Raw genomic sequence first — 15,887 nt, 5'->3', positions numbered from 1 at the left:
AATGGGCGCCTATATTCTAAGACGCCTGCTTTTGGTCATTCCGACCTTGCTGGGCATTATGGTCGTTAACTTCACGCTGGTGCAGTTTGTTCCGGGTGGACCCGTTGAACAAATCATCGCTCAGATCGAAGGACAGGGCGATGTCTTCGCGGGCTTCGCTGGGGGCGGAGACGCAGGTGCAGGGTCCGAGCCCGCAGGCGGTGTGTTCGACGACAAATATGTGGGTGCGCGCGGCCTGCCTCCTGAGTTTATTGCCGAATTGGAAAAGGAGTTCGGTTTCGACAAGCCGCCGCTTGAGCGTTTTCTTGGCATGATGGGCAATTACCTAACGCTCGATTTTGGCGAGAGCTATTTCCGGTCGATCAGCGTGATTGATTTGGTGTTGGAAAAGATGCCCGTGTCTATCTCACTGGGTCTGTGGTCGACGCTGATTGCCTATCTGGTTTCGATTCCGCTAGGCATCCGCAAAGCAGTCAAGGACGGGTCGCGGTTCGATACCGTGACCAGTGGAGCGATCATCGTGGCCTACGCCATCCCAGGTTTCCTGTTTGCCATTCTCCTGCTGGTACTCTTTGCCGGTGGATCCTACTGGCAGATCTTCCCGCTGCGGGGGCTGACCTCTGATAATTGGGACAGCCTCAGCCTTTTGGGCAAGATAGCCGACTATTTCTGGCACATCGCGCTGCCGATCATTGCCCTGACGATTTCAGCCTTTGCGACGCTGACACTGCTGACCAAGAATTCGTTTCTGGATGAGATCAAAAAGCAATATGTCATGACTGCTCGCGCCAAGGGATTGGGGGAGCGCAAAGTCCTCTATGGTCATGTCTTCCGCAACGCGATGCTGATCGTGATTGCGGGTTTCCCGGCGGTGTTCATTGGTGTCTTCTTTGGCGGTTCGATCATTATTGAAACGATCTTTTCCCTGGACGGTCTGGGTCGCCTCGGGTTCGAGGCCGCCGTGGCGCGGGACTACCCGGTGATCTTTGGCACTCTGTTCATCTTTGGTCTGATGGGGCTGGTTGTCGGTATCATCAGCGACCTGATGTATGTGCTGGTCGACCCACGCATCGATTTTGAGAAGAGGGAGGGGTAAATGGCGCTTTCCCCTCTCAATCAACGGCGTTGGCGCAATTTCCGACGCAATGGCCGGGCTTTCTGGTCGCTGATCATCTTTTCGGTGCTGTTCGGCCTGTCCCTATTCGCCGAGTTCATTGCCAATGATAAACCGATCCTAGTGCAATACCGTGGTCAATTCTACACGCCGATTTTTAATTTCTATCCCGAAACTGAATTTGGCGGCGATTTCCAGACCGAAGCGATCTATCGCGACCCCGAGGTCCGCTGCCTGATCGACAGTGGCGGGCTTGAGGAGTGTTTCGACGACCCCGAAGGTATCGTCGAGCAGATCGAGGCGGGGACATTTCAAGCCGAAGGGTTCGAGCGAGGTTGGGCCATCTGGCCGCTGATCCCCTATTCCTACAACACCAGCGTTGATCGCCCCGGTGCAGCCCCCTTGCCGCCGAATGGTCAGAACCTGCTGGGAACGGATGATACCAAACGGGACGTGCTGGCGCGGGTTATTTACGGCTTTCGCCTGTCGATCCTGTTCACTTTGATGGTGACAGGCGTGGCCAGCCTAATCGGTATTTTCGCTGGGGCCATTCAAGGCTTCTTTGGTGGCTGGCTCGACCTGATTTTTCAGCGGGTCATCGAGATATGGTCCGCGACCCCGTCTCTTTACGTCATCATCATCATGTTCGCCATTCTGGGCCGAAGTTTCTGGCTTCTGGTGATCCTGATGATCCTGTTCAGCTGGACCGGATTGGTCAGCGTTGTGAGGGCCGAGTTCCTGCGGGCGCGCAATCTGGAATATGTCCGCGCCGCGCGGGCGCTGGGCGTCGGTAACATGACCATCATGTTCCGTCACATGCTGCCAAATGCGATGGTTGCGACGCTGACCTTCATGCCCTTCATCGTGACTGGTACAATTGGCGGGCTAGCCTCATTGGATTTCCTTGGCTTCGGTCTACCCTCTTCGGCCCCGTCTCTGGGTGAGCTGACTCTGCAAGCCAAACAGAACCTGCAGGCCCCGTGGCTGGCCTTCACCGCCTTTTTCACCTTCGCCATCATGCTGTCGCTGTTGGTCTTCATTTTTGAAGGCGTCCGCGATGCGTTTGATCCCAGAAAGACCTTCTCATGAGCCTTTTGGATGTAAACAACCTCAAGGTCTCGTTCCGCCAGGACGGAGAGGTATCGGCTGCGGTTAAAGGCGTCTCCTTCACCGTGGATCGGGGGGAGACGGTTGCCTTGGTGGGTGAGTCCGGCTCGGGCAAGTCGGTGACGGCATTGTCGACAGTGTCGCTGCTGGGCGACAGCGCCATGGTCGAAGGTTCGGTCAAATATGACGGGGCCGAGATGATCGGCGCGTCGGAGGACAAGCTGATGGAGGTGCGCGGCAACGATATCAGCTTCATCTTTCAGGAGCCGATGACCTCTCTCAACCCGCTTCATACGATCCAGAAGCAGATGGCGGAATCGCTGGCGCTGCATCAGGGCTTGGCAGGGGATGCCGCGCGCAACAGAATTGTGGAGTTGCTGAACAAGGTTGGCATTCGCGACCCTGAGGATCGTCTGGACAGTTATCCGCACCAGCTTTCGGGCGGGCAGCGGCAGCGTGTGATGATTGCTATGGCGCTGGCCAACAAACCGGATGTTCTGATCGCGGATGAACCAACGACCGCCTTGGACGTGACCATTCAGGCGCAGATACTCGAGCTGCTGGCTGAGCTACAGAAATCCGAGAACATGGGGATGCTCTTCATCACCCATGACCTTGGAATTGTGCGTCGGATCGCCGACCGGGTCTGTGTGATGAAGGATGGTGAGATTGTCGAAACCGGAATCACGGCTGAGATTTTCAACAACCCACAGCATCCCTATACGCGTAAACTGCTGGAGGCCGAGCCTTCGGGGCACCCCGACCCCGTCGCCGCAGACGCGGAAGAGGTCGCCCGGACCGACCACCTGAAGGTCTGGTTCCCGATTCAGCGCGGCTTTCTGAAACGCACGGTCGGTTATGTGAAGGCTGTCAACGATGCGACGTTCAGCGTCCGGGCCGGGGAAACCCTTGGCATCGTCGGAGAAAGCGGCTCGGGCAAGACGACGATGGCGCTGGCCATCATGCGGTTGATCGCGTCCGAGGGTGGGATCACCTTCCGCGATCAGGATGTGCGCCGCTGGTCCACGCGAGAGTTGCGGCGCCTGCGCAAGGACATGCAGATCGTGTTTCAGGACCCGTTCGGCAGCCTGAGCCCACGTATGACGTGCCAGCAGATCATCTCGGAGGGGCTCTCTATTCACAATGTCGACCCCCATCGCGCCCCGCGCGAGCTAGTGGCCGAAGTGATGAGAGAGGTGGGCTTGGACCCAGCCTCAATGGACCGCTACCCGCATGAGTTTTCGGGCGGGCAGCGTCAGCGGATTGCAATTGCGCGGGCCATGGTGCTGCGTCCGAAACTACTGGTTTTGGATGAGCCGACAAGCGCGCTGGACATGACGGTGCAGGTGCAAATCGTTGATCTCCTGCGCGATCTGCAGCGGAAATACGGGCTGGCGTATCTATTTATCAGTCACGACCTAAAGGTTGTGCGGGCGATGTCCCACAAGGTCATCGTCATGCGCAACGGCGACGTGGTCGAGATGGGCGCGTCCGAGGACCTGTTTGAAAATGCGCAAACAGATTACACCCGTGAATTGATTGCGGCGGCGGGCTGAAGCCCGCCCTACTGTCCGCTCAGGCGTTGGCTTTTTCGCGATCGGCGGGTTTTGGGACCGGTCCGCGCAGTTCTTCATAGTGATCGAAGCTCAGTTTGACCCACCCCGTGCCCCGCGTGGCACTGGCGAGGGTTCGGTGCAACTCATCTTGCGCGACAGCGGGCAGTTGGGCGTTGAAGATTTCCCAACCTGAGGCATCCGGATTGCCCTCGAACCCCAAAACCTGCCCTTGCAGAGAACTGATCGTAGGGACCAGATCGCCGACGAAATCTGACGGCAGATGAATCTCGGCTGTGAGAATCGGTTGCAGCACCACGGGTTTCGCCTGCGGCAATGCCTCGCGCACTGCGTTCTTTCCCGCCGTTCGGAACGCGTAGTCCGAACTATCGACATTGTGGTGTTTGCCGTCGCTTAGGGTAATTTTGACATCCACGACCGGGAAGCCTTCGGGGCCTTGTACCAAAGCGTCTTTGGCCCCGTGCTCCACGGATGGGATGTAGTTCTTCGGCACCGCGCCACCCTTCACAACCTCTTCGAATTGAAAGCCCGAGCCACGGGGTAGAGGCGCGACCGAGATCACAACGTCGGCGAATTGTCCGGCGCCGCCCGATTGCTTGCGATGACGGTGGCGATGTTCGACCGGCGTGCGGATGGTTTCGCGATAGGCGGTCTCGACCGGGTCGGTTTCGATCTCGATCCCGAAATCCTCCAGAAGTTTGGCCGTCACGCGCCGCATGTGTTGTGGGCCCTGAGAGCCGAGTACGGAATGTCCGCTCAGCTCGTCTTGTTCCGTATGCAGCCCCGGGTCTATCTCGACCAAACGGCTCAGAGCATTTGACAGGCGCACGTCGTCGCGCTCATGCGCGGGTGAGACGACCTGCCGGTGCGCAACCGGATGCGAAGACGCCCAATCCGGAAGCGACGTAGCCGACCGGCTGTCGTATATGTATCCGGGGTTCAGGTGATCAGACTTGACCGCAAGCCCAATCTGTCCGGCCTCCAACGCACCGATCTGTGTTTTGGCGTCGAGGCTCGTCAAATTGCCGACCGTTTCGCCTCCCAAAGCCTCATGCGCTTTGACGCCATCGCCCAGCCCGCGCAGCACGGTGATCTTGCCGATATGTTTCTTCACATCGGCAAAGCCCGCAATCGCGCGCGCATTGTCTGCGGCCTCATCCCGCCCGGCGGCGATATCGAACTCGGGCGCTTCGTGTCGCAGCGCTTTCATCAAGCGGGTGAGCCCATTGCCATGTTGCGCGGCTCCCAGACAGGCTGGAATCAGCTGGTGATTTTGCAGGACCTGAGCGGCCAGATCGTAAATTTCGGCGCTGGGGGGCTGCTTGTCTTCGATCAGCTGCTCCAGTAGATGGTCATCGAAATCGGAAAGCGTTTCCAGCAATTCAGTGCGTGCTTCCTGTTCACGGTCCTCGACGGATTGAGGCAGTTCGATCAAGGCCGAGGGCTGGCCTTCTTGGTACTTCCACGCGCGTTCCGAGATCAGATCAACAGCGCCTATGATTGTATCGCCGTCGCGGATCGGGACCTGCCGCAAGGCGATGTGATGGGTGCAATAGGTCTGCAAGGCCGCGATGATGTCGCGGATACGGCCGTTGGGGTTGTCCATTCGGTTGATGAACAGAAAGCAGGGGATGCCTGCCTCTTCCACCAACCGTAGGTACGGCGCGCATAGTACGGCGGCATCGGGGTCTGGCGGGACGACAACCACGGCGGCGTCCGAGATCGCCATGGCCGGTCCAACATAGGCCAGAGCATCGCCGCCGCCATCCACGTCAACCGCGCACCACGGTTCGTCCAAATAAGAAAAACCGTGCAAATGCACGGTTCCGGCGATGTCGAATGTTGTCGGGCGCCCGTCGAGGCGGCTGATGGCCTCGACCAGAGTGGATTTGCCCGATTGACTGGGGCCTAGGACGGTGAAAACGCGCATATGTGCTGTCCCTCTTTCAGGTTGCAGAGTGGCTGCACGAAAGGGGCTGCCTTGCGCAAATGCGTTGGCATGGTTTGTCTGCGGATTTGCCTGCCTCGGGCTGTGGATCTGATCGAAGACCCACGCCCCGAGTGTGGAGAAAACACCAGCCTTGCGTCAAGCCCCCGTTCGGGATCGGCTCGGGTCTGCCGAAAACCGGGCCGCTTGCCCGAGGTTAGATCGCAGAGCTATGTCCGGCTTTGCTCAGGTCATAGGCATCGAAACTGCGGGCGACTATTCGGGTCAGGGCGCGCGCTTCGGGCGGGATGAACAGCCCGTCATCGGTGACACGCAGCAGGCCGTCAAATCTTGCGTTCACCTCGGCATACATCTTGTTCAGCTCTGCGCTGGACACATCATAGCCGCGCAGGATCTCGGCCGAGTCGATCCGGAAATCGCACATCAACGCTTCGATCAGACGGGCGCGCAGCACGTCCTGCCCCTTGAACAAATGCCCGCGCGAGGTCGAGAACTGACCGTCGCGGATTGCCTTGGCATGGGCCGAGGTCGCGGGGTTGTTTTGCGCGTAGCCCTGAGGAAAGCGTGAGATCGAGCTTGCTCCGACGCCGATCAGAACCTCGGCCTGATCATCGGTATAGCCCTGGAAGTTGCGTTTTAGCTGGCCCGCTTTCAGTGCTTTGGTCAGGCCGTCCTCTTGCGTTGCGAAGTGGTCGATTCCGATCTCGGCGTAGTTGTCCCACATGAACAGGCGGCGGGCGGTGTCGAACAGATCAAGACGCTGCTCGGGCGTTGGCAGAGCCTCGGACGGGATCAGTTGCTGCCGTTTCGCCATCCACGGCACATGGGCATAGCCATAAAGCGCGACACGATCCGGGCTGAGCGACAGAAGCTTCTGAACGCTTTCGGTCATCCGCGCTTTGGTCTGATGCGGCAGGCCAAACAGGATGTCGGCATTCAGGCTGGTAATCCCGCGCGCGCGGATCATATCGACCGCATCCCGCGTGGTATCGTAGCTTTGGATGCGCCCGATGGTTTTCTGGATCTCATCATCGAAATCCTGCACTCCGATCGAGGCGCGGTTCATGCCCGCTTCGGCAAGGACGTCCAGACGCGCTTCGTCAATCTCATTCGGGTCGATCTCGACCGAGAACTCGGCATCCGGTCCCAGCGGCACGATATCCAGAATGTAGCGCGCCAGATCGCGCATCAGGTCTGCATTCAACAGGGTCGGGGTGCCACCGCCCCAATGCAGGCGGGATAGAACCACCCCCTCGGGCAGGCGCGCGGCCAATAGGTCAAGCTCGGCCTTCAGTACGTCCACATAGGCCACCACGGGGCTGTCGGTTTGCGTGCCTTGCGTGCGGCAGGCGCAGAACCAGCAAAGACGCCGACAGAAGGGGACATGGACATAGAGCGAAATGGCGGTACCGGGCTTAATCCGGGCGATCCAGTCACCAAAAAGATCAGCCCCCACATCATTGCTGAAATGGGGGGCGGTCGGGTAGCTGGTGTAGCGAGGCACTTTCGCGTCAAAAAGTCCAAGCCTTGCCAATTGTGATTTATCTATCATGGAGATACCTTTAAGGGACCCAAGTCTTGGTTGCTTTGACAGAGATCAAGTAGGAAAGCGAATGTCAGTAGAGCTAAAGTTTGATCATTCCAACTGTGATGAATGCCCGATTCGTCATCGGGCCGTCTGTGCGCGGTGCGATGCGGACGAGCTGCAGTCCCTTGAAGAGATTAAATATTATCGCAGTTTCGAAGCGGGTCAGACGATCATCTGGTCCGGCGATCAGATGAATTTTGTCGGCTCGGTGGTTTCGGGTATCGCGTCCCTGACCCAGACGATGGAGGACGGGCGGACCCAGATGGTGGGTCTGTTGCTGCCCAGTGATTTCGTCGGGCGACCGGGGCGTGATTCTGCGCCCTATGACGTTCAGGCCACCACAGATGTGGTGATGTGCTGCTTCCGCAAGAAGCCGTTTGAGGCATTGCTGGACGAGACCCCTCATATCGCGCATCGGCTATTGCAGATGACATTGGATGAGCTGGACGCCGCGCGGGAATGGATGCTTGTTCTGGGTCGCAAGACGGCGCGGGAGAAGATCGCCAGCCTGCTTTCGATCATCGCGCGCCGGGATGCCTCGATCACGCAGAAAGGGCTGTCAGGTCCGCTCGTGTTCGACCTGCCGCTGACGCGAGAGGCGATGGCGGACTACCTCGGTCTGACGCTTGAAACGGTGAGCCGGCAGATCTCGGCCCTGAAAAAGGACGAGGTTATCGTGCTGGAAGGCAAGCGCCACGTGACCATCCCAGACTTGGGTCGTCTGATGGAAGAGGCCGGAGACGACTCGGACGGTGGTTTCCTCGTTTAGACGCCACCTGCCAGTCATTTATCAAGGTGATCAAGCCGCCCCGCAGGGCGGCTTTTTTTGGTTCAGGACGCGATCAGTGTGCCATGAAGACCGGTACAGCGGATTGTTCCAGCATGTTGCGCGTCGCACCGCCCAGGATCGCTTCGCGAAAGCGGGAATGGCCGTAGGCGCCCATGACAATCATATCTGATTCCGTATCCGTAGCGTGGCGGTTCAGAATGTCAGACACCCGCGTCATGGTTTTGCTGAGGACTTCGATATCGCACCGGACACCGTGCCGCGCGAGCATCTGGGACAGCATGCCACCTGGGTCAGAGCGGTCGGGCCCATGCCGTGGCGGGTCGATCACCACGATACGTGCCAGATCGGCATCTTTCAGAAATGGCAGGGCGCAGCGCACCGCGCGCATAGCCTCGACGCTTTCGTTCCACGCGATCATGATGTTTTTAGGCTTCGAAACAGGTTGCCCCGCGTTCGGGACGACCATGACCGGAGCGTGACCTTCGAACATGGCGGCTTCGACAATCGATTCCGCCTCGGCCCCGCGCCCTTCGCCATAGGGATGTGGCAGGACAACCAGATCCGAGAATCGGGCCCGATGGGCCACGTGGCGTCCGATGTCCGCGATCTGGGCGACTCCGTTTTCGGCCGACCAGCGCGCGTTGGTTTTTCCCAGAAAGTTCTGAGCATAGCTGAGCAGCTCATCGGCCTCGGCATTCGCCCGGCTGAGGGTTTCCTGAAGGATAAGTGCGTTCGCCCCGGCGTAGTAATACCCTGTCTGACTGCGATCGACACCCAGGCACAGGGCCTCGGCATGACCATCCTGCGCTTCGGCCAATGCCGCTGCCTGAGACAACGCTGCCTGCGCATTCGTAGTTTCCGTCATGATTGTGAGAATTGATTTGTAAGCCATATCGACCTCGTCTTTCGAGCAGCCGATCCAATGCGACCAGCGCCCCTCCACTTGACTATGGGTGTCACAGAAAACAACGGATTGTCTTGACTCAGATCAAAGCGGCAGAGGGTGTTCTTCTACATTACGGTGGACAGTCAAAAAGGTTCTGTGCGGCACGTAAATCGCGCAGGGCAGGGTAAAGGGACGCAATATGTCGAATTACATCAAGCTGATCGTGCTTGGTCTGGTCGTGCTGTTTGCCGCGATCGGGTCCAATTATGCACGCGATTTGGCGTATCAGGTGCATGCGATACTGGTGATGATCATCGCCGGTGGTCTGTTCATCTGGACGCTTCGAAACACGGATGAGCCAGATATTCTTGTCGATCGCTCCGGCGAGTACATGGACGGCGTGATCCGCTACGGCGTGATCGCAACTGCCTTCTGGGGCGTGGTCGGGTTCCTGGCGGGAACTTTTATTGCGTTCCAGCTGGCATTTCCGACGCTCAACTTCGAATGGGCGCAAGGCTATCTGAACTTTGGGCGGTTGCGTCCGCTGCACACCTCGGCGGTGATTTTTGCCTTTGGCGGTAACGCTCTGATCGCGACCTCGTTCTACGTGGTCCAACGCACCAGCGCGGCGCGTCTGTGGGGCGGAAACCTGGCCTGGTTCGTGTTCTGGGGCTATCAGCTGTTCATCGTTCTGGCAGCGACCGGATATGTTCTGGGTGGCACGCAGTCCAAGGAATATGCCGAGCCTGAATGGTATGTGGACCTGTGGCTGACCATCGTCTGGGTCGCCTATCTGGCTGTCTATCTGGGTACGATCATCAAACGGAAAGAGCCGCATATCTATGTGGCCAACTGGTTCTACCTGGCCTTTATCGTGACCGTTGCGATGCTGCACGTGGTCAACAACATGACCATCCCGGTCAGTATCTGGGGTTCGAAATCGGTTATCGTCTGGTCGGGCGTACAGGATGCTATGATCCAGTGGTGGTATGGCCACAACGCTGTGGGCTTCTTCCTGACTGCGGGCTTCCTGGGCATGATGTACTACTTCATCCCGAAACAGGCCGAACGTCCCGTATTCTCCTACAAGCTATCGATCATCCACTTCTGGGCGCTGATCTTCCTGTATATCTGGGCCGGTCCGCACCACCTGCACTATACTGCGTTGCCGGATTGGGCCTCGACGCTGGGCATGGTGTTCTCGATCGTACTGTGGATGCCGTCCTGGGGTGGTATGATCAACGGTCTGATGACCTTGTCGGGCGCATGGGACAAGCTGCGCACCGACCCGATCATCCGTATGATGGTCATCTCGGTTGGCTTCTATGGCATGTCCACCTTTGAGGGTCCGATGATGTCGATCCGTGCGGTGAACTCGCTCAGCCATTACACCGACTGGACCATTGGTCACGTACATTCGGGCGCGCTGGGCTGGAACGGCATGATCACCTTTGGTGCGCTGTACTATCTGGTGCCTGTCCTGTGGAAGCGTGAGCGTCTGTACTCGCTACAGATGGTCAGCTGGCACTTCTGGCTCGCCACGATCGGTATCGTTCTCTACGCCGCATCGATGTGGGTCACCGGTATCATGGAAGGCCTGATGTGGCGCGAAGTGGATGCCAACGGCTTCCTGGTGAACTCGTTCGCTGACACCGTTGCCGCCAAGTTCCCGATGTATGTGGTTCGCGGTCTGGGTGGGGTTCTGTTCCTCGCTGGCTCGGTGATCATGTGCTACAACCTGTGGATGACTGTGCGTAAGGCACCGGCCAAAGAGGCCAGCCTGACCGTCGCAGTCCCGGCTGAATAAAGGAGGCCGGAGCAATGGCAATTCTTGACAAACACAAAGTGCTTGAGACCAACGCGACCCTTTTGCTGATCTTCAGCTTTCTGGTCGTGACCATCGGTGGCATCGTTCAGATCACCCCGCTGTTCTATCTTGAGAACACAATCGAGAAGGTGGAGGGCATGCGCCCTTACACCCCTCTCGAGATGGCGGGCCGTGAAATCTACATCCGCGAAGGCTGCTATGTCTGCCATAGCCAGATGATCCGCCCCATGCGGGACGAGGTCGAACGCTATGGCCACTACTCGCTGGCGGCCGAGTCGATGTATGACCACCCGTTCCAGTGGGGGTCCAAGCGGACCGGGCCTGATCTGGCACGTGTCGGCGGCCGTTACTCGGACGATTGGCATGTACGCCACCTGCGCGATGCGCAATCGGTGGTACCGGAATCGGTGATGCCGAAATATGGCTTCCTCGAAAACCGCAAGATCGACGGCAAGTATATCGGCGATGTTATGGCGGCAAACGCTGTGGTCGGTACTCCGTACACCGACGAGATGCTGGAGAACGCGCAAGCGGACTTCTACGCTCAGGCTGATCCCGACAGTGACTATGACGGGCTGCTGGAGCGCTACGGTGACAAGGTCAACGTGCGCAACTTCGATGGTCAATCCGACCTGACCGAAGCTGACGCGCTGATCGCCTATCTGCAAATGCTGGGCACGCTGGTCGACTTCTCGACCTTCACGCCTGACGCAAGCCGCTGAGGGAGGGTGTAATGGAAGAATATACTCTCCTGAGGCAGTTCGCAGATAGCTGGATGTTGCTTCTGCTGTTCGCCTTCTTTGTTGGCATCATTGTCTGGGTGTTCCGCCCAGGCGCCAGCAAGGAATACAGCGACACCGCCAACATCCCTTTCCGGCACGTTGATGCACCCGCACCGCAGCAAGACCAACCCGCCACATCCAAGGAGGCGCGGCCATGAGCAAGATACCTGACAAACAGCCGGGTGACCCGAATACAACCGGTCACAGCTGGGACGGCATCGAAGAATTTGACAACCCGATGCCCCGCTGGTGGCTGTGGACCTTCTACGCCACGATCTTCTGGGGTGTGATCTACACGATCATGTATCCCGCATGGCCTCTGGTTCAGTCGGCGACAGCAGGGATCACAGGCTGGTCATCCCGGGCCGAGGTACAGCAAGAGCTGGTTTCGTTCGAAGAGGCCAACGCCCCGTGGAACGCCAAGCTGGTCGAAACCCCGCTCGAGGAAATCTCGGCGGACCCTGAGTTGCAGCAATATGCCGTCAACGCAGGCAGCGCCGTGTTCCGCACCTGGTGTGCGCAGTGCCACGGCTCGGGCGCGCAGGGCGCGGCGGGCTTCCCGAACCTGCTGGATGACGCATGGCTGTGGGGCGGCACGATGGAAGATATCCATTTCACCGTCAGCTATGGGATCCGGAACGAGGAAAGCGACGATGCGCGTTACTCCGAAATGCCGGCCTTTGGCGAACTCCTCGAAGGTGAAGAGATCACTCAGGTGGTTCAATACGTGATGTCGCTGACCAATGCGCAGACCGACGATGCGGCGGCGCAGGCAGGTAAGGTTGTCTTTGAAGACAATTGTGCCGCTTGTCACGGCGAGGACGGTAAAGGCGACGTCTTCCAGGGCGCGCCGAACCTGACGGATGCCATCTGGCTCTATGGCGGCAGCGAAGAGGCCCTCACTGAGACGGTGACCTACAGCCGCTTTGGCGTGATGCCCAACTGGGATACCCGCCTGACCGAGGCGCAGATTCGCGCCGTGACCGCCTATGTCCACCAACTGGGTGGCGGTCAGTAAGGCTACAAGAATACCTTGGGGCGGCTTGCTGCCCCTGGGTCCCGGCACCGGCTGTTCCATCTGTTCGCGCGTTTCCTGAACAGCCGGTGCCTATTTCCAAACCTAAACCAGAACAGGCCGCGTTTCAAAGGCTGTCAAGATCGACCGTACGCGGGTGTTTCCTCCACCAGTGATGCTCGGGCAACCAGCGCGCTTTATTGCGGGTTGGTTTCGGCACGTCCCTGAGATTGGGCTCGTTGATCCGTGTCGCAGTCATGAACGATTTCGCAAAAACACTCAGCATGGGGCTTTCCTTTCGCGTTTTCTGTATGCGTCAAGGATGATGTTTCCCTGTACAGGATGCGAGCCAATTGCTATTTCTATATGTAAGCAAGGATTACATATGAACTGGTTGAAACTGCCTCCGCTCTCGTCCCTTCGCGCTTTTTCGGCCTTTGCTGAAAAGGGTGGTGTGGTGCAGGCCGGAGCGGCGCTGAATGTGAGTCACGCTGCCATAAGCCAACAGTTGCGCGTGCTGGAGAAGCACATGGGTGTCGCTCTGGTCCGGCGCGATGGAAAGTCCCTCTCCCTGACACCCGAAGGCGTGCATCTGGCCCGTGCCGTGCAGCTTGGGTTCGGTTCAATCGGCGCTGCCGTGGAAGAGGTGATGAGCGCAGGTGGCGCCCGTCCGGTTCACGTGTCGCTGACGCCAACCTTCGCCGCTTCGTGGTTGATGCCGCGACTGCCGGAATTTCAGGCCAAGTTCCCTGAAATCAGCCTGACGATCGACCCTTCTCCGCATTTGGTGGAACTGACGCCGGGCGGTGTTGATGTTGCGATCAGATACGGGTCCGGTGGGTGGCCCGGTGTGGACTGCGAAATGCTGCTTGAAACCCCTTTTGTCGTCGTCGCGGCCCCCAGCCTGCTGGGCGGTCGATCAGATTGGACGCCGGAAGAGTTGAGCCAGCTGCCTTGGCTGGAAGAGTTCGGCACCACCGAGGCCTCGACCTGGCTGGCCAGACGCGGGGTGGATCACCCGCCTCAGGGGCGGCGCATCTCATTACCGGGGACCTTGCTGCTGGAAGGGCTGCGGGCAGGGCAGGGCGTCACAGCCACGGTGCGACATTTCGTCGAGCATGACATCAAGGCGGGCCGCCTTGTTGAGCTCCATACTGAGCCTGAAAGCAGCGGATATCACGTTTTGACGGCTAAAACGCCTCTTAGACCGGCGGTAAAGACATTTGTGAGCTGGCTGAGGCGGCAGGCGGGTGACGTGCGGTAAAAGGTGATTGTCCGATGCGCGTTTTGACCCATGTCAATGTTTGCGCGTCCATGATCTGGAAGAACACACTTCCATAAGACCCATCCTTGGAGCCAGCCAGTGAGCGATTCCGATCCCGCCCCCAGCTTGTATGCCGCCCGAGAACCTATCTTTCCTCGGCGTGTCTCAGGTCCGTTCCGGAACCTGAAATGGATTATCCTGATTGTGACCTTGGGGATCTACTACGTCACCCCATGGATCAGATGGGACCGGGGGCCCAGCCTGCCGGATCAGGCTGTGCTGCTGGACCTGGCAAACCGCCGTTTCTATTTCTTCTGGATCGAGATCTGGCCGCATGAATTTTACTTTGTTGCGGGCCTGCTGATCATGGCCGGTCTTGGCCTGTTCCTGTTCACATCGGCCTTGGGCCGGGTGTGGTGCGGATATGCCTGCCCGCAGACCGTCTGGACCGACCTGTTCATTCTGGTCGAACGCTGGATCGAGGGCGACCGCAATGCCCGCTTACGCCTGCACCGGCAAGAGAAGATGGACCTCCGCAAGGCCCGTTTGCGTCTGACGAAATGGACCGCATGGTTCCTGATCGGCCTCGCAACCGGCGGGGCCTGGGTCTTCTACTTTGCCGACGCGCCAACCCTTCTGCGGGATCTGGTGACCGGCAACGCACACCCCGTTGCCTATACGACCATGTTGATCCTGACCGGCACCACCTTCCTCTTTGGTGGCTTCGCGCGCGAACAGATCTGCATCTATGCCTGCCCATGGCCACGCATTCAGGCCGCGATGATGGACGAGGACACTCTGGTCGTCGGCTATCGCGAATGGCGCGGTGAGCCACGCGGCAAAGGCAAGCGCACGGCCGATTCCGAGCTGGGCGATTGCATCGACTGCATGGCCTGCGTGAATGTCTGCCCCGTTGGTATCGACATTCGCGATGGTCAGCAGTTGGAGTGCATCACCTGCGCCCTGTGCATTGACGCCTGCGACGACATGATGGCCAAGATCGGCAAACCTCGGGGTTTGATCGACTATATGGCGCTGAGTGATGAGGCGCATGAACGCGCAGGTCAGCCCCCCAAGAATATCTGGAAACACATTCTACGTCCGCGCACGATCATGTATACCGCGTTGTGGTCTCTGGTCGGTTTCGCGCTGCTGTTTGCTCTGTTCATCCGGTCCGAAATCGACCTGACGGTTGCGCCTGTGCGCAATCCGACCTTTGTAACGATGTCGGACGGCACCATCCGCAACACCTATGACGTGCGCCTGCGCAACAAACATGGCGAAGAACGTCCGTTCGATCTGTCTCTGACTGGCGATCTGGCCTTGGCTCTGGAAATCGAAGGCGTTGACGGGCAAACTGTGACTGTGGCCCCCGATACTGCGCAACTGGTGCGCGTCTACATTACGGCGGCGCCTGACACGGGGCCTGCGCGTACAGATACGTCTGCCGTGCGGATTTGGGTCGAGGATCTCGACAGCGGTGAACGCGCCTATAAAGACACAAGCTTCAACGGACGAGGGAACTGATCATGTCCGAGCGGAAATTCACCGGTAAACACGCCCTTGCGGTGTTCGTATGTGCCTTTGGTGTGATCATCACGGTGAACCTGATCCTAGCCTATAGCGCGGTCAAAACCTTCCCGGGGCTGGAGGTCAAGAACTCCTACGTCGCCAGTCAGGAGTTCAATGACCGCCTCAAGGAACATCAGGCGCTGGGTTGGGAAGTACGCGCAGAAAACACGGGCGGTCTGCTGATCCTGCACATCACCGACGCCACCGGCGCGCCAGTGCAAGTGGCCGAGTTGCAGGCCGTTGTAGGCCGAGCCACCCATGTGCGCGATGATTTCTCGCCCGATTTCACCTTTGACGGCCTTGCCTATGCAACGCCAGCCACGCTGGGCAAGGGGAACTGGAACATCCGTTTGGTCGCCCGCGATCACTCGGGGGCCGAGTTCGCTCAGCGGGTTCCTTTGTACGTGAAAGGGTAGGGC

Annotated in this window: 15 protein-coding genes; 11 read left to right on the top strand and 4 right to left on the bottom strand. The window is 58.7% G+C overall.

What is annotated here, in order from left to right:
* The first annotated feature begins 1 nt into the window (after nt 1).
* From J7394_RS10630 to J7394_RS10620, 3 genes are read left to right on the top strand one after another with little or no spacing between them, the layout of a single operon-like run.
* Entirely contained in the window at nt 2-1,096 is a 1,095-nt protein-coding gene (locus J7394_RS10630) for a microcin C ABC transporter permease YejB (RefSeq protein WP_170460207.1), read from the top strand.
* Nucleotides 1,097-2,203, top strand: a complete 1,107-nt coding sequence (locus tag J7394_RS10625; RefSeq protein ID WP_209252890.1) for an ABC transporter permease — start codon at nt 1,097-1,099, stop codon at nt 2,201-2,203. It abuts the gene before it with no gap.
* Complete coding sequence (locus J7394_RS10620) at nt 2,200-3,777, top strand: ABC transporter ATP-binding protein (RefSeq protein ID WP_209252888.1); 1,578 nt, start codon at nt 2,200-2,202, stop codon at nt 3,775-3,777. The genes J7394_RS10625 and J7394_RS10620 overlap by 4 nt, the downstream gene beginning before the upstream one ends.
* Nucleotides 3,778-3,796: 19 nt before the next feature.
* Here the strand turns inward: J7394_RS10620 and J7394_RS10615 are convergent, their stop codons facing one another.
* Both J7394_RS10615 and hemN read right to left on the bottom strand, forming a co-directional pair.
* Nucleotides 3,797-5,725, bottom strand: coding sequence for an elongation factor G (locus tag J7394_RS10615; RefSeq protein WP_209252886.1), 1,929 nt, complete (start codon nt 5,723-5,725; stop codon nt 3,797-3,799).
* Nucleotides 5,726-5,939: 214 nt separating this feature from the next.
* Nucleotides 5,940-7,295: an oxygen-independent coproporphyrinogen III oxidase gene (hemN, locus tag J7394_RS10610; protein ID WP_209252884.1), complete on the bottom strand. Its 1,356-nt coding sequence runs from the start codon at nt 7,293-7,295 to the stop codon at nt 5,940-5,942.
* 61 nt (nt 7,296-7,356) lie between these two features.
* Between hemN and fnrL the strand changes: the two genes are divergently transcribed.
* Entirely contained in the window at nt 7,357-8,100 is a 744-nt protein-coding gene (gene fnrL, locus J7394_RS10605) for a transcriptional regulator FnrL (protein WP_209252882.1), read from the top strand.
* Between the two features lie 73 nt (nt 8,101-8,173).
* Here fnrL and J7394_RS10600 read toward each other — a convergent pair whose 3' ends face one another.
* The gene (locus J7394_RS10600) at nt 8,174-9,013 is read right to left on the bottom strand and encodes a universal stress protein (RefSeq protein ID WP_209252880.1); all 840 of its coding nucleotides are present in this window, start codon (nt 9,011-9,013) and stop codon (nt 8,174-8,176) included.
* A 193-nt stretch (nt 9,014-9,206) separates the two neighbouring features.
* Here J7394_RS10600 and ccoN point away from each other — a divergent pair, with 193 nt between their 5' ends.
* From ccoN to ccoP, 4 genes are read left to right on the top strand one after another with little or no spacing between them, the layout of a single operon-like run.
* Entirely contained in the window at nt 9,207-10,814 is a 1,608-nt protein-coding gene (ccoN, locus tag J7394_RS10595) for a cytochrome-c oxidase, cbb3-type subunit I (protein ID WP_209252879.1), read from the top strand.
* 14 nt (nt 10,815-10,828) lie between these two features.
* Nucleotides 10,829-11,557 carry a cytochrome-c oxidase, cbb3-type subunit II gene (ccoO, locus tag J7394_RS10590; RefSeq protein ID WP_209252878.1) on the top strand — a complete coding sequence of 243 codons (729 nt, stop codon included), beginning with the start codon at nt 10,829-10,831 and terminating at the stop codon, nt 11,555-11,557.
* Nucleotides 11,558-11,568: 11 nt separating this feature from the next.
* Nucleotides 11,569-11,775, top strand: coding sequence for a cbb3-type cytochrome c oxidase subunit 3 (locus J7394_RS10585; RefSeq protein WP_170483339.1), 207 nt, complete (start codon nt 11,569-11,571; stop codon nt 11,773-11,775).
* A complete protein-coding gene (gene ccoP / locus J7394_RS10580) occupies nt 11,772-12,635 on the top strand; it encodes a cytochrome-c oxidase, cbb3-type subunit III (protein ID WP_170642682.1) in 864 nt (287 codons plus the stop codon). The genes J7394_RS10585 and ccoP overlap by 4 nt, the downstream gene beginning before the upstream one ends.
* 124 nt (nt 12,636-12,759) lie before the next feature.
* Here ccoP and J7394_RS10575 read toward each other — a convergent pair whose 3' ends face one another.
* Nucleotides 12,760-12,918 (bottom strand): hypothetical protein, encoded by a 159-nt coding sequence (locus J7394_RS10575; RefSeq protein WP_209252877.1) that lies wholly within the window; start codon nt 12,916-12,918, stop codon nt 12,760-12,762.
* Between the two features lie 99 nt (nt 12,919-13,017).
* On the opposite strand from J7394_RS10575, the gene J7394_RS10570 reads away from it, so the two are divergent.
* The 3 genes from J7394_RS10570 to J7394_RS10560 all read left to right on the top strand — a co-directional run bounded on the left by J7394_RS10570 (nt 13,018) and on the right by J7394_RS10560 (nt 15,884).
* Complete coding sequence (locus J7394_RS10570; protein WP_209252876.1) at nt 13,018-13,896, top strand: LysR family transcriptional regulator; 879 nt, start codon at nt 13,018-13,020, stop codon at nt 13,894-13,896.
* A gap of 99 nt (nt 13,897-13,995) precedes the next feature.
* Nucleotides 13,996-15,423 carry a cytochrome c oxidase accessory protein CcoG gene (ccoG, locus tag J7394_RS10565; protein ID WP_209252875.1) on the top strand — a complete coding sequence of 476 codons (1,428 nt, stop codon included), beginning with the start codon at nt 13,996-13,998 and terminating at the stop codon, nt 15,421-15,423.
* 2 nt (nt 15,424-15,425) lie between these two features.
* Nucleotides 15,426-15,884, top strand: coding sequence for a FixH family protein (locus J7394_RS10560; protein WP_170460237.1), 459 nt, complete (start codon nt 15,426-15,428; stop codon nt 15,882-15,884).
* Nucleotides 15,885-15,887 lie beyond the last annotated feature (3 nt).

It is taken from the genome of Ruegeria sp. R13_0 (assembly GCF_017743995.1).
GTDB lineage: Bacteria > Pseudomonadota > Alphaproteobacteria > Rhodobacterales > Rhodobacteraceae > Ruegeria.
This window is presented reverse-complemented; position numbering and strand designations above follow the sequence as displayed.